The 19865-nt window shown below is 63.7% G+C and carries 12 protein-coding genes and 4 tRNA genes; 1 reads left to right on the top strand and 15 read right to left on the bottom strand.

The genetic code is table 11. The features are described 5' to 3' along the window. Positions 1 to 332: 332 nt before the first annotated feature. From rpoC to AC07UW_RS00960, 15 genes are all read right to left on the bottom strand, one after another. Complete coding sequence (gene rpoC / locus AC07UW_RS01030; protein WP_223494314.1) at positions 333 to 4574, bottom strand: DNA-directed RNA polymerase subunit beta'; 4242 nt, start codon at positions 4572 to 4574, stop codon at positions 333 to 335. 89 nt (positions 4575 to 4663) lie between these two features. Next, complete coding sequence (gene rpoB / locus AC07UW_RS01025; protein WP_025879346.1) at positions 4664 to 8818, bottom strand: DNA-directed RNA polymerase subunit beta; 4155 nt, start codon at positions 8816 to 8818, stop codon at positions 4664 to 4666. Between the two features lie 325 nt (positions 8819 to 9143). After that, positions 9144 to 9509 (bottom strand): 50S ribosomal protein L7/L12, encoded by a 366-nt coding sequence (gene rplL, locus AC07UW_RS01020; protein ID WP_025879347.1) that lies wholly within the window; start codon positions 9507 to 9509, stop codon positions 9144 to 9146. A 63-nt stretch (positions 9510 to 9572) separates the two neighbouring features. Continuing rightward, positions 9573 to 10109, bottom strand: a complete 537-nt coding sequence (gene rplJ, locus AC07UW_RS01015; RefSeq protein WP_223494313.1) for a 50S ribosomal protein L10 — start codon at positions 10107 to 10109, stop codon at positions 9573 to 9575. Between the two features lie 387 nt (positions 10110 to 10496). Then, positions 10497 to 11195, bottom strand: a complete 699-nt coding sequence (rplA, locus tag AC07UW_RS01010; RefSeq protein ID WP_223494312.1) for a 50S ribosomal protein L1 — start codon at positions 11193 to 11195, stop codon at positions 10497 to 10499. A 4-nt stretch (positions 11196 to 11199) separates the two neighbouring features. Continuing rightward, complete coding sequence (gene rplK, locus AC07UW_RS01005) at positions 11200 to 11628, bottom strand: 50S ribosomal protein L11 (RefSeq protein WP_004145248.1); 429 nt, start codon at positions 11626 to 11628, stop codon at positions 11200 to 11202. A gap of 196 nt (positions 11629 to 11824) precedes the next feature. Continuing rightward, on the bottom strand, positions 11825 to 12385 hold the full coding sequence (gene nusG, locus AC07UW_RS01000; protein ID WP_025879350.1) for a transcription termination/antitermination protein NusG: 561 nt from the start codon (positions 12383 to 12385) through the stop codon (positions 11825 to 11827). 10 nt (positions 12386 to 12395) lie between these two features. After that, on the bottom strand, positions 12396 to 12809 hold the full coding sequence (secE, locus tag AC07UW_RS00995; RefSeq protein ID WP_100463179.1) for a preprotein translocase subunit SecE: 414 nt from the start codon (positions 12807 to 12809) through the stop codon (positions 12396 to 12398). Positions 12810 to 12857: 48 nt separating this feature from the next. Next, positions 12858 to 12933: transfer RNA gene (locus tag AC07UW_RS00990), tRNA-Trp, on the bottom strand. A gap of 101 nt (positions 12934 to 13034) precedes the next feature. Continuing rightward, positions 13035 to 14225 (bottom strand): elongation factor Tu, encoded by a 1191-nt coding sequence (gene tuf, locus AC07UW_RS00985; protein WP_032977440.1) that lies wholly within the window; start codon positions 14223 to 14225, stop codon positions 13035 to 13037. 39 nt (positions 14226 to 14264) lie between these two features. Beyond that, positions 14265 to 14340 (bottom strand) — tRNA-Thr (locus AC07UW_RS00980). A 48-nt stretch (positions 14341 to 14388) separates the two neighbouring features. After that, a tRNA-Gly gene (locus AC07UW_RS00975) sits at positions 14389 to 14462 on the bottom strand. 26 nt (positions 14463 to 14488) lie between these two features. After that, a tRNA-Tyr gene (locus tag AC07UW_RS00970) sits at positions 14489 to 14574 on the bottom strand. A gap of 142 nt (positions 14575 to 14716) precedes the next feature. After that, entirely contained in the window at positions 14717 to 15727 is a 1011-nt protein-coding gene (locus tag AC07UW_RS00965) for an isoaspartyl peptidase/L-asparaginase family protein (RefSeq protein ID WP_223494311.1), read from the bottom strand. A gap of 111 nt (positions 15728 to 15838) precedes the next feature. Further along, positions 15839 to 16858, bottom strand: a complete 1020-nt coding sequence (locus AC07UW_RS00960; protein ID WP_223494310.1) for a cyanophycinase — start codon at positions 16856 to 16858, stop codon at positions 15839 to 15841. 170 nt (positions 16859 to 17028) lie between these two features. Here AC07UW_RS00960 and AC07UW_RS00955 point away from each other — a divergent pair, with 170 nt between their 5' ends. Next, positions 17029 to 19767, top strand: a complete 2739-nt coding sequence (locus tag AC07UW_RS00955) for a TonB-dependent receptor plug domain-containing protein (RefSeq protein WP_495211245.1) — start codon at positions 17029 to 17031, stop codon at positions 19765 to 19767. The last annotated feature ends 98 nt before the right edge of the window (positions 19768 to 19865 follow it).

Here is a 19865-nt window from a genome sequence, read left to right as displayed (position 1 = left end):
CGAAAGACCGGCCTGCTGAGACAGACGATTGTAGCAACCTGGCGAAAACGCGGTCAAATGCGCACGCGCCAAGCCAGCCCTGATCCTGGGCCGTTACAGGGGAGCCTTCTCCATGCCCCCCGTTCAGGTTGTCGCCCGACCCATCGCTGGGCCGGGGCGGCATCCTACCTCATCGACGGCGAACAGACCAGCGGCCTGGGCCCTCGAGTGCAGATCCCGCCGAAGCGGGTCCTGCGTGATACGTGTCCGGCACGGGGCCGGACCATGAAGCAGGGACCGGCCGATGGCCGCCCCCTGCCCGATCGAGGTCCGGCCTGAGCCGGACCGGCCGATCAATCCTCGGCCTGCTCGGCGTCGGTCGATTCCACCACCACTTCCGGTGCTGCCACGGCCACGGCGGCTGCAGCTGCCGGGGTGCCGGCCAGGGTCTGCATTTCCGAGTCCGTCAGCCCGCTCGCGTTGCGGCGGCGGTTGGCGTGGTAGGTCAGACCGGTACCGGCCGGAATCAGACGGCCGACGATCACGTTTTCCTTCAGGCCGCGCAGGTTGTCCTTGGTGCCGCGGACGGCAGCCTCGGTCAGCACGCGGGTGGTTTCCTGGAAGGAAGCAGCCGAGATGAACGATTCGGTAGCCAGCGATGCCTTGGTGATGCCCAGCAGGACCGGATCGAAGCGAGCAATCAGCTCGTTGCGGGTGGTCAGGCGTGCATTTTCCTCGATGACGCGCTGGCGCTCGACCTGTTCGCCGTTCAGGAACTTGCTGCTGCCCTGATCGGTGATCTCGACCTTGCGCAGCATCTGGCGGGTGATCACCTCGATGTGCTTGTCGTTGATCTTCACGCCCTGCAGGCGGTACACGTCCTGGATTTCCTTGACCAGGTAGGCGGCCAGCGGCTCGACACCCAGCAGACGCAGGATGTCCTGCGGGCTCGGCTCGCCGTCGACGATGGTTTCGCCCTTGGTCACGTGCTCACCTTCGAACACGATGACCTGACGGTACTTCGGAATCAGCTCTTCGTGCTCCGAACCATCGGTGTCCTTGATGATCAGGCGCTGCTTGCCCTTGGTGTCCTTGCCGAAGCTGATGATGCCCGAACGCTCGGCCAGCACTGCCGGATCCTTCGGCTTGCGGGCTTCGAACAGATCGGCCACGCGCGGCAGACCACCGGTGATGTCGCGGGTCTTCGAAGCTTCCTGCGGGATCTTGGCAACCACGTCACCCACGCCGACGGCAGCGCCGTCCTGCAGGTTGACGATCGAGCGCGGCGGCAGCAGGTACTGCGCCGGCAGGTCGGTGCCCGGAATCGACAGGTCGTTACCCTTGCCATCGACGATGCGGACGATCGGGCGCAGATCCTTCGCCTGGGCGCCGCGGCGCTTCGGGTCGGTGATCTCGCGCGACGCCAGGCCGGTCAGCTCATCGGTCTTCTCGATGACGGTAATGCCGTCGACGAAGTCGATGAAGCGGATGAAACCGGCCACTTCCGAAACGATCGGATGGTTATGCGGATCCCAGTTGGCCACGGTCTGGCCAGCCTTGACCGCATCACCGTCCTTGGAGGTGATGGTCGCACCGTACGGCAGCTTGTAACGCTCACGCTCACGGCCGTGCGCATCGAGCACCGACATTTCACCCGAGCGCGACACCGCGACCAGCGAGCCGTTGGCATGGGCAACCGACTTGAGGTTGCTGAACTTGACCGAGCCGGTGGTCTTGACGGTGATGTTGTCGACCGCAGCAGCTCGCGATGCCGCACCACCGATGTGGAACGTACGCATGGTGAGCTGGGTACCCGGCTCACCGATGGACTGCGCGGCGATGACGCCGACCGCTTCACCGATGTTGACCAGGTGGCCACGGGCCAGATCGCGGCCGTAGCAGCGAGCGCAGACGCCGAAGGCCGATTCGCAGGAGATCGTCGAGCGGACCTTGATGGTCTGCACGCTGGCCTCTTCAAGCTTGGCGACCCATGCTTCGTCGAGCAGGGTGTTGCGGGTGACGATCGGATCTTCGTCGTTGCCCGGCAGGAACACGTCCTCGGCAACCACGCGACCCAGCACGCGATCCTTCAACGGCTCGACCACGTCGCCGCCTTCAACGATCGGGGTCATGATCAGGCCTTCGGAGGTACCGCAGTCCACCTCGGTGATCACCACGTCCTGCGCCACGTCGACCAGACGACGGGTCAGGTAACCCGAGTTCGCCGTCTTCAGCGCGGTATCGGCCAGACCCTTACGGGCACCGTGGGTGGAGTTGAAGTACTCCTGCACGTTCAGGCCTTCGCGGAAGTTCGCCTTGATGGGCGTCTCGATGATCGAGCCATCGGGACGGGCCATCAGGCCACGCATGCCGGCCAGCTGACGGATCTGCGCCTGGCTGCCTCGTGCACCGGAGTCGGCCATGATGTACAGGGAGTTCATCGACTTCTGGTCGATGGTCTCGCCCTTGGCATTGATGACCTTCTCGGTACCGATGGTGTCCATCATCGCCTTGGCGATGCGCTCATTGGTGCGCGACCAGATGTCGACCACCTTGTTGTAGCGCTCGCCGGCGGTGACCAGACCCGACTGGTACTGCTCCTGGATTTCCAGCACTTCGGCTTCGGCCTCGGTGAGGATGCCCTTCTTCTCGTCCGGGATCAGCATGTCGTCGATGCCGATCGAGACGCCGGCACGGGTCGCGTAGGCGAAGCCGGTGTACATCAGCTTGTCGGCGAACACGACCGTGTCCTTCAGACCCAGCTGGCGGTAGCTGGAGTTGATCAGGCGGCTGATGTTCTTCTTGGTCAGCTCGGTGTTGGCCAGCGCGAACGGCAGGCCTTCCGGCAGGATTTCAGCCAGCAGGGCGCGACCGATGGTGGTATCCACGATCGAGGTCTTGCTCTGCTTGTTGCCTTCCTCGTCGGTCACCACCTCGGTGATGCGGACCTTGACGCGCGCGTGCAGTTCCACCACGCGGTTGTCGTAGGCGCGCTTGACTTCGGCGATGTTGGCGAAGGCCATGCCCTCGCCCTTCTTGTTTTCCAGCGAGCGGGTCATGTAGTACAGACCCAGCACGACGTCCTGCGACGGCACGATGATCGGCTCGCCGTTGGCCGGCGACAGGATGTTGTTGGTCGACATCATCAGCGCACGCGCTTCCAGCTGGGCTTCCAGCGAGAGCGGCACGTGGACGGCCATCTGGTCACCGTCGAAGTCGGCGTTGAACGCGGTGCAGACCAGCGGGTGCAGCTGGATGGCCTTGCCTTCGATCAGCACCGGCTCGAACGCCTGGATGCCCAGACGGTGCAGGGTCGGCGCACGGTTCAGCATCACCGGATGTTCGCGGATGACCTCTTCCAGGATGTCCCAGACTTCGGCTTCTTCGCGCTCGACCAGCTTCTTGGCGGCCTTGATGGTGGTGGCCAGGCCACGACGCTGCAGCTTGGCGAACACGAACGGCTTGAACAGCTCAAGCGCCATCTTCTTCGGCAGGCCGCACTGGTGCAGGCGCAGGTACGGACCGACCACGATGACCGAACGGCCCGAGTAGTCCACGCGCTTGCCGAGCAGGTTCTGACGGAAGCGACCCTGCTTGCCCTTGATCATGTCGGCCAGCGACTTCAGCGGGCGCTTGTTGGTGCCGGTGATGGCACGGCCGCGACGGCCGTTGTCCAGCAGCGCATCGACCGATTCCTGCAGCATGCGCTTTTCATTGCGCACGATGATGTCCGGCGCGCTCAGTTCGAGCAGGCGGCGCAGGCGGTTGTTGCGGTTGATGACGCGGCGGTACAGGTCGTTCAGATCGGAGGTCGCGAAGCGGCCACCATCCAGCGGAACCAGCGGACGCAGGTCCGGCGGCAGCACCGGCAGCACGGTCATGACCATCCACTCCGGACGGTTGCCCGATTCCAGGAAGGCTTCGATCAGCTTGATGCGCTTGGTCAGTCGCTTGAGCTTGGTTTCCGAACCGGTGCTGGCGATCTCTTCGCGCAGGCGGGTCATTTCCGACTGCAGGTCGATGGTGCGCAGCAGTTCGTACACGGCCTCGGCGCCCATGGCGGCGTCGAAGTCGTCGCCATGCTCCTGGCGGGCCTGCAGGTACTGTTCTTCGGTCAGCAGCTGGCGGCGCTCCAGGGCGGTCAGGCCCGGCTCGGTCACCACGTAGGCTTCGAAGTACAGCACGCGCTCGATATCGCGCAGGGTCATGTCCAGCATCAGGCCGATGCGCGACGGCAGCGACTTCAGGAACCAGATATGCGCGACCGGCGAGGCCAGGTCGATGTGGCCCATGCGCTCACGACGCACCTTGGCCAGGGTCACTTCGGTGCCGCACTTCTCGCAGACCACGCCGCGGTGCTTCATGCGCTTGTACTTGCCGCACAGGCACTCGTAGTCCTTGACCGGTCCGAAGATGGCGGCGCAGAACAGGCCGTCACGTTCCGGCTTGAAGGTACGGTAGTTGATGGTTTCCGGCTTCTTCACTTCGCCGAAGGACCACGAACGGATCAGGTCCGGCGAAGCCAGCGCGATCTTGATCGCGTCGAAGTCCAGCGTCTGGCGCTGCTGGTTGAAGAGGTTGAGCAGGTCTTTCATGGTGTTCTCCAGAAGGAGGAATGCTGTGTCGATGGGCTTTCAGTTGACTGCCAGCGGCGCGGCGGCAGTGGCCGCCGCGCCGGCATGGATCAGTTGTCTTCCAGTTCCATGTTGATGGCCAGCGAGCGGATTTCCTTCACCAGGACGTTGAAGGATTCCGGCATGCCCGCGACCATCTCGTGCTCACCGTCGACGATGTTCTTGTACATCTGGTTGCGGCCCTGCACGTCATCGGACTTCACCGTCAGCATTTCCTGCAGGGTGTAGGCCGCGCCGTAGGCTTCCAGCGCCCAGACTTCCATTTCACCGAAGCGCTGACCGCCGAACTGCGCCTTGCCGCCCAGCGGCTGCTGGGTGACGAGCGAGTACGGACCGGTCGAACGGGCGTGCATCTTGTCGTCGACCAGGTGGTTCAGCTTCAGGTAGTGCATGTAGCCCACGGTGGTGTGGCGATCGAAGGCTTCACCGGTGCGGCCGTCATACAGCTGGGTCTGGCCACTGCTCGGCAGGTCGGCCAGTTCCAGCATGCGCTTGATTTCCGCTTCGGTGGCACCGTCGAACACCGGCGTTGCCATCGGCACGCCGTCGAACAGGTTGCGGGCCAGGCGCAGCAGTTCCTCGTCGCTGAACTGCGACAGGTCGACACGGTTGGCCACGTTGGTGTCATCGTGGTTGTAGATGTCGTCCAGGAACTTGCGCAGGTCGGCGACCGCGGCCTGGGCTTCCAGCATTGCCTGGATCTTGCGACCCAGACCCTTGGCTGCCCAGCCCAGGTGCACTTCCAGGATCTGCCCGATGTTCATACGCGACGGCACGCCCAGCGGGTTCAGCACGATGTCCACGGTTTCGCCCGAGGCCATGTACGGCATGTCCTCGACCGGCACCACGTTGGACACCACACCCTTGTTGCCGTGGCGGCCTGCCATCTTGTCGCCCGGCTGGATGCGGCGCTTCACTGCCAGGAACACCTTGACCATCTTCAGCACGCCCGGAGCCAGATCGTCGCCCGCGGTGATCTTGCCGCGCTTGTCGGCGAAGCGACGCTCGAATTCCTTCTCGTGCGCCTGGATCTGCTTCTGGGCGCGTTCGATGGCTTCGGCAGCGTCCTCGTCCTTCATGCGCAGCACGAACCAGTCGGCCTTCTTCAGGCCATCCAGGTAGGCGTCGGAGATGACGTCGCCCTTCTTCAGGCCGGCGCCGCCGTTGACCACCTTGCCGACGATCTGCGAACGCAGACGGGCATAGATGGCTGCTTCCAGGATGCGGAACTGGTCGTCGAAGTCCTTCTTGACGCGCTTGATTTCAGATTCTTCGATCTGACGGGCGCGCTTGTCCTTCTCGATGCCATCGCGGGTGAAGACCTGCACGTCGATGACGGTGCCGTCCATGCCCGGCGGCACGCGCAGCGAGCTGTCCTTCACGTCCGAAGCCTTCTCGCCGAAGATCGCGCGCAGCAGCTTCTCTTCCGGGGTCAGCTGGCTTTCGCCCTTCGGGGTGACCTTGCCGACCATGATGTCGCCGGCGCGGACTTCGGCACCGATGTACACCACGCCGCTTTCGTCCAGGCGGTTCAGCGCCTGCTCGGAAACGTTCGGGATGTCGGCCGAGATTTCCTCCGGCCCCAGCTTGGTGTCACGCGCAACGCAGGTCAGCTCTTCGATGTGGATCGTGGTGTAGCGATCCTCTTCCACCACGCGCTCGGAGAGCAGGATGGAGTCTTCGAAGTTGTAGCCGTTCCACGGCATGAAGGCGATCAGCATGTTCTGGCCCAGGGCCAGTTCACCGATGTCGGTGGACGGACCATCGGCCAGCACGTCGCCACGCGCCACCACGTTGCCCACTTCCACCAGCGGACGCTGGTTGATGCAGGTGTTCTGGTTGGAGCGGGTGTACTTGATCAGGTTGTAGATGTCGACGCCGGCGTCGGACGCGTCGGTGATCTCGGCTTCGTTGACCTTGACCACGATGCGGGCGGCGTCGATCTGCACGATCTCACCACCACGACGGGCGTTCACGGTCACGCCCGAGTCACGCGCCACGGCGCGCTCGATGCCGGTACCGACCAGCGGCTTCTGCGCACGCAGGGTCGGCACGGCCTGACGCTGCATGTTGGCGCCCATCAGTGCGCGGTTGGCGTCATCGTGCTCCAGGAACGGAACCAGCGCGGCCGCGATCGACACGGTCTGCATCGGCGAGACGTCCATGAAGTGGACTTCCGCCGGCGGCTTCAGCAGCGATTCGCCCTGGTAACGGCAGGGGACGAACTGCTCGGTCAGCACGCTGTTGGCATCGGTCAGGGCGTTTGCCTGGGCGATGACGTACTCGTTTTCTTCGATGGCCGACAGGAACTCGACTTCGTCGAAGACCTTGCCGTCCACGACCTTGCGGTACGGGGTCTCGAGGAAACCGTACTGGTTGGTGCGTGCGTACACGGCCAGCGAGTTGATCAGGCCGATGTTCGGGCCTTCCGGCGTTTCGATGGTGCAGACGCGGCCGTAATGGGTCGGGTGCACGTCGCGCACTTCGAAGCCGGCGCGCTCACGGGTCAGGCCGCCCGGGCCCAGGGCCGAGACGCGACGCTTGTGCGTGACTTCCGACAGCGGGTTGTTCTGATCCATGAACTGCGACAGCTGCGAGGAGCCGAAGAATTCCTTGATCGCCGCAGCCACCGGCTTGGCGTTGATCAGCTCCTGCGGGGTCAGGCCTTCCGACTCTGCCATCGACAGGCGTTCCTTGACCGCGCGCTCGACGCGGACCAGGCCCACGCGGAACACGTTCTCGGCCATTTCACCGACCGAACGCACGCGACGGTTGCCCAGGTGATCGATGTCATCGACCACGCCGCGACCGTTGCGGATCTCGGTCAGGACCTTGATCACGTCCAGGATGTCCGAGCTGTCGCCGTGTGCGGCAACCAGGCGCTTGGACTCTTCGTCGTTGCGCTCGCCGTAGTACTTGCGGTCGTACAACACGGCTTCGCCGGTGGTTTCCTTGCGGCCCACGCGACGGTTGAACTTCATGCGGCCGACTGCGGACAGGTCGTAGCGCTCGAAGGTGAAGAACAGGTTGTGGAACAGGTTCTGCGCGGCATCCTTGGTCGGCGGCTCGCCCGGACGCATCATGCGGTAGATCTCGACCAGGGCTTCCAGCTGGGTCTTGGTCGGATCGATGCGCAGGGTGTTGGACAGGTACGGGCCACGATCCAGGTCGTTCACCCACAGGGTGCCCACGGCATCGACGCCGGCCTTGCGGAAGGCCTGCAGCTGTTCGTCGGTGATTTCGTCGTTGGCCTGGGCCAGCAGTTCGCCGGTCGAGGCATCGACCACGTCGTGCGACAGGATGCGGCCGACGATGTAGTCGTCCGGCACGGCCAGGGCGGCGATGCCCGAGGCTTCCAGCTGCTTGATGTGGCGCGCGGTGATGCGCTTGCCGGCTTCCACGATGACCTTGTCGCCGTCGGCGAGGTCGAAGCCCAGGGTTTCGCCGCGCAGGCGCTCGGGCACCAGCTCCAGCTGGACGCCTTCATCCGGGTTGATGTGGAAGGTGTTGATCTCGAAGAACTCGGCCAGCATCTCTTCGTTGCTGTAGCCCAGCGCACGCAGCAGGATCGACACCGGCAGCTTGCGGCGACGGTCGATACGGGTGAACAGCGCGTCCTTCGGGTCGAACTCGAAGTCCAGCCAGGAGCCGCGGTAAGGAATGATGCGGGCGCTGTACAGCAGCTTGCCCGAGCTGTGGGTCTTGCCACGGTCGTGGTCGAAGAACACGCCCGGCGAGCGGTGCAGCTGCGAGACGATGACGCGCTCGGTGCCGTTGACGATGAAGGTGCCGTTGTCGGTCATCAGCGGGATTTCGCCGAGGTAGACCTCCTGCTCCTTCACGTACTTGATGGCCTTGGTCGACGACTCGCGGTCGTAGATCACCAGGCGCACGGTCACGCGCAGCGGCGCACCGTAGCTCATGCCACGCTGACGGCATTCACGCTCGTCGAAGACCGGATCGCCCAGCTTGTAGCCGACGTATTCCAGGGCGGCATTGCCGCTGTAGCTGGCGATCGGGAAGACCGACTTCAGTGCAGCGTGCAGGCCGTGGTCCGTGCGCTTGGCCGGATCGACGTTTTCCTGCAGGAATTCACGGTAGGAATCCACCTGGATGGCGAGCAGGAACGGCACTTCGAGAATCGAACGCTGCTTGCCGAAATCCTTGCGGATACGCTTTTTTTCGGTGAACGAATAGGACGTCATGAGGTCTTCCACCTTGTTGTGCGAGTCGTGCGCCCACGACCCGAAGGGAACTTGAAATTGTCAGTTGGAAGTCGCTGGTATTGCCGGCACCAGCACGCCTTCTCCCGCTACTTCCAACTGCCAACTCGTCTGCATCCACTCCCCCGCCGCCGCGCGTAGCGCTGGCCGACCAGGGTTTGACCGCAGCCCGTGTTGGGCTTTTCACCGTATTTCCGTAGAACCGCGCCACGATTGGCCGGCCCTACAACAACGACCAAAGGCCGGGGGCTTACGCCCCCAGCCTTGGCTGCATCGCCGGATTTCGATGGCGACGCAAAGGAAGTGCTTACTTGACTTCGACAGTCGCGCCAGCAGCTTCCAGGTCCTTCTTCATCTTCTCGGCTTCGTCCTTCGAAGCGTTGTCCTTCAGGACGCCGCCGGCTTCGGCCAGGTCCTTCGCTTCCTTCAGGCCCAGGCCGGTGATGGCGCGGACGGCCTTGATGACTTCGACCTTCTTGTCGCCAGCGGTCTTCAGGGTGACGACGAATTCGGTCTGCTCTTCAACGACGGCAGCCGGGCCAGCCACAGCAGCGGCGACCGGAGCAGCGGCGGAGACGCCGAACTTCTCTTCGATGGCCTTGACCAGCTCCATCACTTCCATCAGGGACTTCTCGGCGATGGCGTCGACGATCTGTTCGTTGGTAAGGGACATGATAATTACCTTTGGATGTTTTTCTGGATTGAGGTTCCGTCAGGAACCACGATTAGTCGAAACTCAGGCGGTCTCGGCGGCCGGTTCAGCAGCGTCGGCGGCGACGTCGCCACCATTCTGCTTGTCGCCGATTGCCTTGATGGCGCGGGCGAACATCGTGACCGGCTCGGTCAGGACGCGGGCCAGCATTGCCAGGGCCTGGTCGCGGGTCGGCAGCGAGGCCAACACGTCGACATGGCTTGCCGGGAACACTTCACCACCGATTGCGACGACCTTGGCCTTCAGCTTGTCGTTGCCCTTGGCGGCATCCTTGATCAGGCGACCGGCAGCACCGGGCTCCTCGAGCGAGAACGCGTACAGCAGCGGACCAACCATCTGGTCCTGTGCGACTGCGAACTCGGTGCCTTCAACAGCACGCGACGCCAGGGTGTTCTTGACAACTTTCAAGAAAACGCCGGTTTCACGCGCCTGCTTACGCATCGCGGTCATCTGAGCGACCGTGGTGCCAGCGTATTCGGCTGCGATCAAGGAGTGTGCCTTACCAGCAATTTCTGCCAGCTCCGCGACTACTTCTTGCTTCTGGGACAGATTGAGAGCCATTGCACTCCTCCAATTGAACTCCGCTTACGGCTCCTGCCGTGTGCGGTCCTGTGCAGCATCCGTCCTGGACGCCGGGAACATCGGAATGATGTTCCGGGGGTGGGCCGTTCTAGACCTGGAGTGGGCCAACCTGGGAAATCCCAGACGTGCGTGAACCAGAAAAACTCCAGAAGGGCACCATCTACGCAGGGTGATTCCGGGGAATCGATTAAGCGGTCATGGCTGCTTCGGCGGCGACTCCCTGCCAATTCGAGCTTCCGTGCCCGTCGCCGACATGCCACGACCGCACCTGCGGTCTTTGACGGCTACCACCGGCGATGGGTTGCCGGCGATGCCTTCAAATGTCACGGTCACGGAGCCCGAGGGACCCGTGACCGTCTCAAACAATTACTTCAGCGACAGCGACGACTGGTCGACGGTGACGCCCGGGCCCATCGTCGAGCTGACCGACACCTTCTGCAGGTACAGGCCCTTCGAGGTAGCCGGCTTGGCCTTGATCAGGTCCAGCAGCAGCGCGGTCAGGTTCGACTTCAGCGCGTCTTCGGCGAAGTCGGCCTTGCCGATGGTGCAGTGGATGATGCCGGCCTTGTCGGTGCGGTAACGCACCTGACCCGACTTGGCATTCTTCACAGCCTCACCCGGGTTCGGGGAGACGGTGCCGACCTTCGGGTTCGGCATCAGGCCGCGCGGGCCCAGCACGGTACCCAGCTTGCCGACGACGCGCATTGCGTCCGGGGTCGCGATCACGACGTCGTAGTTCAGATCGCCGGCCTGCATCTTCTCGGCCAGGTCGTCCATACCGACGGCTTCGGCGCCAGCGGCCAGGGCTTCATCAGCCTTGGCACCGGCCGGAGCGAAGACAGCGACGCGGACCGACTTGCCGGTACCAGCCGGCAGCACGGTGGAGCCACGGACCTGCTGGTCGGACTTCTTCGCGTCGACGCCCAGGCGCACAGCAACGTCGATCGACTCGACGAACTTGGCCTTGGTGGCGGTCTTCAGGATGTTGATTGCGTCCTCGAAGGCGTATGCCTTGCCCGGAACGATAGCGGCCTTGATGGCCTTCTCACGCTTGGTCTGTGCCATCTTCTTAACCCTCCACCACGAGGCCCATGGAACGGGCAGAGCCAGCGATGGTACGCACGGCGGCGTCCAGGTCGGCGGCAGTCAGATCCGGTTCCTTCGCCTTGGCGATCTCTTCCAGCTGCTTACGGGTGACCTTGCCGACCTTCTCGGTGTTCGGGCGCTTGGAGCCCGACGAGATGCCAGCGGCCTTCTTCAGCAGGGTGGTGGCCGGGGTGCTCTTGGTGATGAAGGTGAACGTACGGTCCGAATAGGCCGTGATGATCACCGGAACCGGCAGACCCGGCTCGAGCTTCTGCGTGGCGGCATTGAAGGCCTTGCAGAATTCCATGATGTTCAGGCCGCGCTGACCCAGCGCAGGACCGACCGGCGGCGAGGGGTTGGCCTGACCGGCCTTCACCTGCAGCTTGATATAACCGACAACTTTCTTTGCCATGTGAGTACTCTCCGGGTGCTAGCGCCTTGCGACAACAGGCTCCCCATCGGACCGGGAATCACGCGTCCCGGCATCGCGTTTTGAAATCATGCCGAAGGCCACCTTTCGGTGGCCTCGTCCCGCCAGCTTCCCAACGGGAGCCGCGCAGCATATCAGGTTTTTTCTTCACATGCCTGAAGCAGCATGTGAATACAGATCAGACGGCCTTTTCGACCTGGCCGAACTCGAGTTCGACCGGAGTGGCGCGACCGAAGATCAGCACCGAGACGCGCAGACGGCTCTTCTCGTAGTTGACTTCTTCGACGACACCGTTGAAGTCGTTGAACGGACCCTCGGTGACGCGGACCATCTGGCCCGGCTCGAACAGCACCTTCGGACGCGGCTTCTCGACGCCTTCCTGGACACGGTTCAGAATTGCCTCGGCCTCGGAATCGGCGATCGGCAGCGGGCGATCAGCGGTTCCGCCGATGAAGCCCATGACGCGCGGGGTTTCCTTGACCAGATGCCAGCTTTCGTTGTCGATGCGCGGAATGCCAGCTTCTTCGTGGGTCTCGATCTGGACCAGCACGTAACCCGGGAAGAACTTGCGTTCGGAACGGCGCTTCTGGCCGGCGCGCATTTCGATCACTTCCTCGGTCGGAACCAGGACGTCGCCGAAGCGCTCTTCCATGCCGTCACGGACGATGCGATCGCGCAGAGCCTGCGCCACCGACTTCTCGAAGCCCGAATAGGCGTGAACGACGTACCAACGCTTCATGCATTTCTCCTTAGCGGCTCAGGAACCACTGAGTCAGTTTCTGGATGAAGAAGTCGAACCCGCCCAGCAGCAAGCTGAGAATCAGGACGACGACAATCACCACCCAGGTCATGCGGATGGCTTCCTGGCGGGTCGGCCAAACCACTTTACGCAGTTCGAAACGCGACTCGGAGAGGAATTCGCGGGTATCGCGCCCCTTGCCGGTCAGCATGAACACGCCGATACCGCCAACCAGGCCGACCACGACCGCCAACGCACGCAGCTGACCCGTCCACGAGCCCAGCTGGGCGGCGCGACCGGAATCGGCGGAGAACCAGAACCAGACGAACAGACCTGCCAGCACCAGCAACGATGCGAGGACGTACTTGACGATATCCCCGCCTTGCGCGGAGGTGTCCTTGGAATGTTCGATCTTGCTATTCATCAGGCTGTGTCTGCTTTAGCGGCAGGGCCGCTCGGTAAGGTGGGCAGATGGCACGCCAGGAGGGACTCGAACCCCCAACCTGCGGTTTTGGAGACCGCTGCTCTGCCAATTGAGCTACTGGCGTACGTAGAAAACTTGCCTTCCCTTAGACGGCGAAGGCGGACCGAGGTTCCCGGCCCGCCACTCGCCAGACCGGCAGCGCTATGCGACCGCCGGCATGCAGGCTTACTCGAGGATGTTGGCAACCACGCCAGCACCGACGGTACGGCCACCTTCGCGGATGGCGAAGCGCAGGCCGGCGTCCATGGCGACCGGGTTGATCAGGGTGACAACCATCTTCACGTTGTCGCCCGGCATCACCATCTCGACGCCTTCCGGCAGCTCGACCGCACCGGTGATGTCGGTGGTACGGAAGTAGAACTGCGGACGGTAGCCCTTGAAGAACGGGGTGTGACGGCCGCCTTCGTCCTTCGACAGCACGTACACTTCGGCGTCGAACTTGGTGTGCGGCTTGATCGAACCCGGCTTGGCCAGAACCTGGCCACGCTCGACGTCGTCACGCTTGGTGCCGCGCAGCAGCAGACCGGCGTTGTCGCCTGCCTGACCCTGGTCCAGCAGCTTGCGGAACATTTCCACGCCGGTCACGGTGGTCTTCTGCACCGGACGGATGCCGACGATTTCGATTTCTTCGCCGACCTTGATCACGCCGCGCTCGATACGACCGGTCACCACGGTGCCGCGGCCCGAGATCGAGAACACGTCTTCGACCGGCATCAGGAATGCCTTGTCGACGTCACGCTCCGGGGTCGGGATCCAGGTGTCCAGCGCCTCGACCAGCTTGATGACGGCCGGCACGCCGATGTCACTCTGGTCGCCTTCCAGCGCCAGGCGGGCCGAACCCGAGATGATCGGGGTGTCGTCGCCCGGGAAGTCGTACTTGCTCAGCAGCTCGCGGACTTCCATTTCGACCAGTTCCAGCAGCTCGGCATCGTCAACCATGTCGGCCTTGTTCAGGAACACGACGATGTACGGCACGCCGACCTGACGCGACAGCAGGATGTGCTCGCGGGTCTGCGGCATCGGGCCGTCAGCGGCCGAGCACACCAGGATCGCGCCGTCCATCTGGGCAGCACCGGTGATCATGTTCTTGACGTAGTCAGCATGGCCCGGGCAATCGACGTGGGCGTAGTGACGAACGGTGGATTCGTATTCGACGTGCGCGGTCGAGATCGTGATGCCACGTGCCTTTTCTTCCGGCGCAGCGTCGATCGCGGAGTAATCCTTGAACTCGCCACCAAAGCGCTCGGCACCGATCTTGGTCAGTGCGGCGGTCAGCGTGGTCTTGCCGTGGTCGACGTGACCGATGGTGCCGACATTGACGTGCGGCTTGGTGCGCTCGAACTTACCCTTGGCCATGGCTGCTTATCTCGAATTCGTCTGGTGTGGTGCTGAAGATGGTGCTCACAAAAGGAATCGAACCTTCGACCTCTTCCTTACCAAGGAAGTGCTCTACCGACTGAGCTATGTGAGCGAGTTTTGCATTATGGCATGAACTCGATAATATTCAAAGTTCATTCAATGGAGCGGGAGACGGGAATCGAACCCGCACCATCAGCTTGGAAGGCTGAGGTTCTACCATTGAACTACTCCCGCACCGGGAATGTGCCACAACGTGAAGCTGGTGGAGGGAGGTGGATTCGAACCACCGAAGGCGTAAGCCAGCAGATTTACAGTCTGCCCCCGTTGGCCGCTTGGGTATCCCTCCTTACCACCCCATTCCGTGCCGCCGAAGCGTTGCGGTGTGTGGTGGTGAGCCCGCAATTCTGGAGATGAAGCGGGGGTCTGTCAACGCTTTTTTTCACTTTTTTTCACGCGCGTCGCAAACCCCTTGATACGCAAGGGTCTGCTCAAGGCAGCGCGATTGTCTCGTCGGCAAAGATGGCCACATGGGCAACGCCATCGGCCCCGATCCAGCCCCGATACATGCCCTGGGTGTTGAACGGCGCTGCCGCTTTTCCATCTGCAGAGAGCACGATCGCCCCGCCGTCGCCGCCCATCTGCGGAATCGCGTCGTTGATCACGCCCTTGCCCGCCTGTTCCGGCGACTGACCGAGGTAGCGCATGCGCGCGCAGATCTCATGGGCTGCCGCGGTACGGATGTAGTACTCGCCCCAACCGGTACCCGACACCGCACAACGCGCATCGGCCCAGGTGCCGGCACCGATGATCGGCGAATCGCCGACACGTCCATAGCGCTTGTTGGTCATGCCGCCGGTGGAGGTGCCTGCAGCAAGATGCCCCTGTGCATCCAGGGCGACCGCACCGACCGTGCCGAAGTGCTTTGCGGTTTCCAGGTCGGCATGCGCCTGCCCGCCCGCCTCTTCCTTCAATGCACGCTGCAGCTGCTGCCAGCGCTTGTCGGTGCGGAAGTAGGAGGGGTCGACCAGGGTCACGCCCTGTTCGGTGGCGAAGGCTTCGGCGCCCTGCCCCACCATCATCACGTGCCTGGACTTCTGCATCACCGCCTGCGCCAGGAGGATCGGGTTGCGCACGCGCTGCACGCCGGCCACTGCTCCGGCCGCCTGGGTGGCACCGTCCATCACTGCCGCGTCCAGTTCATTGCGGCCTTCGTGGGTGAACACCGCGCCCTTGCCCGCGTTGAAGGTCGGATCGTCCTCGAGCACGGTGATGGCCGCGGTGACCGCCGCCAGTGCCGGACGCCCGGCTGCAAGTTCGGCATGGCCCTTCAGCAATGCAGCCTTCAGCGCAGCGCGCGCGGCCTGCTCTTCTGCCGGAGAGAGATCCTTGCGCTCCACGCCGGCACCGCCGTGGATGACCAGCAGCGGTGATGCAGCTGGTGCGGCCTGGGCCAGCAGTGGCAGGGACAACAGCGCGGACAACGCCAGGCGCAGTTTCATCGGGTACGTCTCCAGGGTAGTTCAGGGAATGGGCTGTGCTGGTAGTGCCGGCCGCTGGCCGGCAACGCCTTGCCAATGATGCATCCAGGGGCGGCCGACCAGCGGCCGGCACTACCGGCGGACCACCTCAATCTCGCCGTCGTTGATGTCAGCCAAGGCCTCGTAGGCCGCGTCGGCCTGCAGGTCATCCAGGCGCATTCGACTGCCGCTGGCAACCACAGTCACCGGCACCGCATGGAAGCGCAGGGGTTCACCTTCCACCAACCGATCGGCATCGCGTCCGGGGCTGACCACCCAGACCTTGCCTTCGCCGTCGGCACTGTAGACCTGGGCCTGGCCATCAGGCTCTACGCACAGAGCCGTGTTTTCGTCGACGCCGATACCGACCATGTCCGGGTCACCACTGTCATGCGCGGCGCGGGCCACGAACACGATCAGGCGACCGAGACGGTCGCGCTTGTCGAAGTGGGTGTCGGTGACCACCCGCTGCAGATAGGGCAACTGCAGGAAGCCGCGATCCAGGGTGACGGCCTCGCCCATCGGATCGGCCATGGCGCTGGCCGAATCGATGCTGCCGCCGTCCAGCGCGCCATAGGCGTAGCCGCCGAGGATGGCCAGCCCGGCGCTGGTGCCGGCAATCGGCTTGCCGGCGCGCACGTGGGCATTCAGCGCGCGATTGAGCGCGGTGCCTTTCCAGAAGCGGATGTAGCGGGACTGATCGCCGCCGGCGATGAAGATCGCATCGGCTGCGGCCACGACCCGCAGCACGGCCGGGTCATCGGCGCCGCGGCGGTTGTCGAACACCAGGGTCTGCACGGCGGTGGTGCCGCCAATCTCCCGGTACAGACGGTCCTGCAGCTCATCGGTACCGGAGGCGCGCAGGATCAGCACACGGCCATTGCCGGCCTGGCGCAGCCACCACTGGAAGGCTTCAGGCACCCATTCGCCACCGCCCATCAGCATCATCGCGGGGGCTCGCGGGCCAGGCCGCGGTGCATCCAGATCGCCCACTTCGTAGTAGGCGAAGCCCGGGTCCATCAGTTCCTGTGCCGCCGCTGGCGATGACCAGAAGAGCGCCGACAGCAGCAAGGCGATGAGCGGGCCACGCAGCCCGTAGCGAAGGCGTCGCATTTTGATCTCCCTGAACAAAAACGACCTGCAACCGTTTTCACTCTTTGCCAGACATATCCCCAGTAGTCAAGGACATGAAAAAGGCGTTAAATGCGCGCGCCCATTCCTGAAATGTGAATGGGGGACAGGGCCCCTCCTCTGTGGGCCGGCATTACTTCCGAGAATTTCTCATGCGTAGACAGGCGATGGCGTGGTCGATCCAGCTGGCGTTGATGGGCGTTGCTGCTTCGGCGGCGGCACAGACTCCCGCTTCCTCTTCGGTACAACAGCTGGATGCGGTACAGGTGACCGGCTCACGCATCCCGCGCGCCCAGGTGGAAGGACCGGCGCCGATCACTGTCATCAACGCAGAGCAGATCCGCTCCAGCGGCTTCACCACCGTGCCGGACGTGCTGCGCGCGATGACCCAGAACGGCGGTGAGACGCAGAGCCAGCAATCCTCCGGAGGGGCCGATTTCTCGCCGGGTGCGCAGCAGGTCGACCTGCGCGGGTTGGGCCCGAACCACACCCTGGTGCTGGTCAACGGCCGTCGCATCGCCGACTTCCCGATGCCGTTCAAGGGCCGCAGCAACTTCACCGATGTGTCCAACATTCCGCTGGGCATGATCGACCGCATTGAAGTGCTGACCGGCAGCGCGTCGGCGATCTACGGCTCGGATGCAATCGCCGGCGTGGTCAATTTCATCCTGAAGAAGAAGGCCGATGGCACCACCATCGACATGCGCATGGGCACCACCACCGAAGGCGGTGGTGAGTCGTTCGACATGAGCCTGGCCAGCGGCTTCAGCAGCGGCAACTTCAACGCGGTGTACAGCGTCGAACTGCAGTCGCAGACGCCGCTGTGGGCCTACGACCGCGACATCCAGGACTCGACGCAGGACGGCCCGACCGAAGGCGCGCGCATCGCCCGTCGTTCCTACCTGCGCACCGATTACAACGATGACTACCTGGACCCGGGCGCGGCGACCTGCGAGGCGTTGGCCGGGCAGAACCAGGGCAGCACCTACCGCGCGTTCCGTCCGCGCTACGGCTACTACTGCGGCAGCGACAGCTCGATCGGCTACGGCACGATCCTCAGCAAGCGCCGCGGCACCAACGGCTATGCCTCGCTCAGCTACGACTTCGACAACGGCCAGCAGTGGTTCGCCGACGTGCAGCTGGGCTACCACACGATGTCGCTGATGCGCGATGTCACCAAGTGGGGCCGCATGGCCGCCGACGGCGATGAGTCGGGTTACTTCAACAATGAAGCCACCGGCGAGATCGAGTTCTGGCAGCGCCAGTTCTCGCCCGAGGAAATGGGCGGGCTGGACAATGCGATGGTGCGCAGCACGCAGAAGACCTTCAGCGTGACCACCGGCTTCAAGGGCAACCTGACCGGCAACTGGGACTACGAAGCAGCACTGAGCCATTCGCAGTACCAGTCGCGGATCAGCTGGGCGCAGATCATCGCATCCAAGGCCAACGACCTGTTCCTGGGCCCGCAGCTAGGCGAGGACGAGGACGGCTTCCCGATCTACAACGCCGATCCGTCGCGCCTGTACCGGCCGCTGACCCGTGCCGAGTACGATTCGATCGCCGCACGCACCACCTATACGCCGAAGTCGCGCACCGAGACGGCTGCGTTGACCTTGACCAATGGGTCGCTGTTCACCCTGCCCGGTGGCGATGCCGGCTTTGCCGCGACGGTGGAAGTGGGCCAGCAGGCCTACGCGCTCAACCCGGACCCGCTGGCGACCGGCTATTACTACTACAGCTGGAAGGATTCGGACGGCAAGGGCTCGCGCAACCGCTGGGCGACTGCCGCCGAGCTGCGCATGCCGCTGCATGAGACGGTCAACCTGAGCGTGGCCGGCCGTTACGACCAGTATCGCTATTCGGGCCACACCATCGGCAAGGCGACCTGGAGCGGCGGCCTGGAATGGCGCCCGATCGACACGCTGCTGGTGCGCGGCTCGTACGGCACCGCGTTCCGTGCGCCGGATCTGCACTATGTGTTCGCCGGCCCGGGCAACGACGAGACCAGCGCGGAAGATCTGTACAACTGCCGCGCCGACGCCGCCGATGATTGCGCCGATTACGAGCGCAACGTGATCCGCAGCCGCAGTGGCAACCGCGAGCTGGAACCGGAAACCAGCACCTCCTGGAGCGCGGGCTTCGTGTGGTCGCCGGCCACCGGCCTGGATCTGTCGGCCGACTGGTTCAACATCGACATGCGCGACCAGGTGCAGGACATGGACGTGCGTACGATCCTGGCCAACGAAGCGAACTGCCGGCTGGGCAGCGCCGACATCGGCTCGCCGACCTGCGTGGATGCCCTGGCCCGCATCACCCGCACCGCCGACGGCCGTCTGTACGGTGTGCACGTCAATCCGATCAACGTGGCGCGCGAGTCCACCTCTGGCATCGACGTCGGCCTGCGCTACCGCCTGCAGACCGGCATCGGCGACTTCATCTTCAATGGCACCCACACCTGGGTGAAGAAGCATGACTTCCAGCGCTATGCCGGCGATGTGACCGAAGACCAGTTCGCGATCAACAGCGGCTTCGATATTCCCCGCACCAAGACCAGCGTCAGCGTGACCTGGGAAAAGGACGCCTGGTCGGCCACCGTGTACGGCTCGCGCCTGGGCAAGCTGCCGACCTCGGACAGCTACGACCAGGTGTTCGACGAGGAAAGCGGCGACAGCCCGTGGATCAAGGCGACCTACCGCTACAACGCTTCGCTGCAGTACCGCTTCGACGATCACTCGCGGTTGTCGCTGTCGGTGGTCAATGTGTTCAACAAGATGCCGCCCAAGGACAAGACCTATACGGCGTACCCGTACTACGACGTGTCCTGGTTCGACAGCGTCGGCCGTACCATCAACCTGCAGTACACCCACAAGTTCGGTGGCAGCGCGCTGTAAGGACGCCCTGCTGCTGGCTCGCCACAGACCCCCGCTTCGGCGGGGGTCTTTTTTTGACCGCCTGCCGCTGCCCCAGCCTGAACGGTTCCCCGCCGGCG

Source organism: Stenotrophomonas sp. GW821-FHT02D01, from assembly GCF_059421765.1.
Note: the sequence above shows the minus strand (reverse complement) of the source record. Positions and strands in the feature narration are given on the sequence as shown.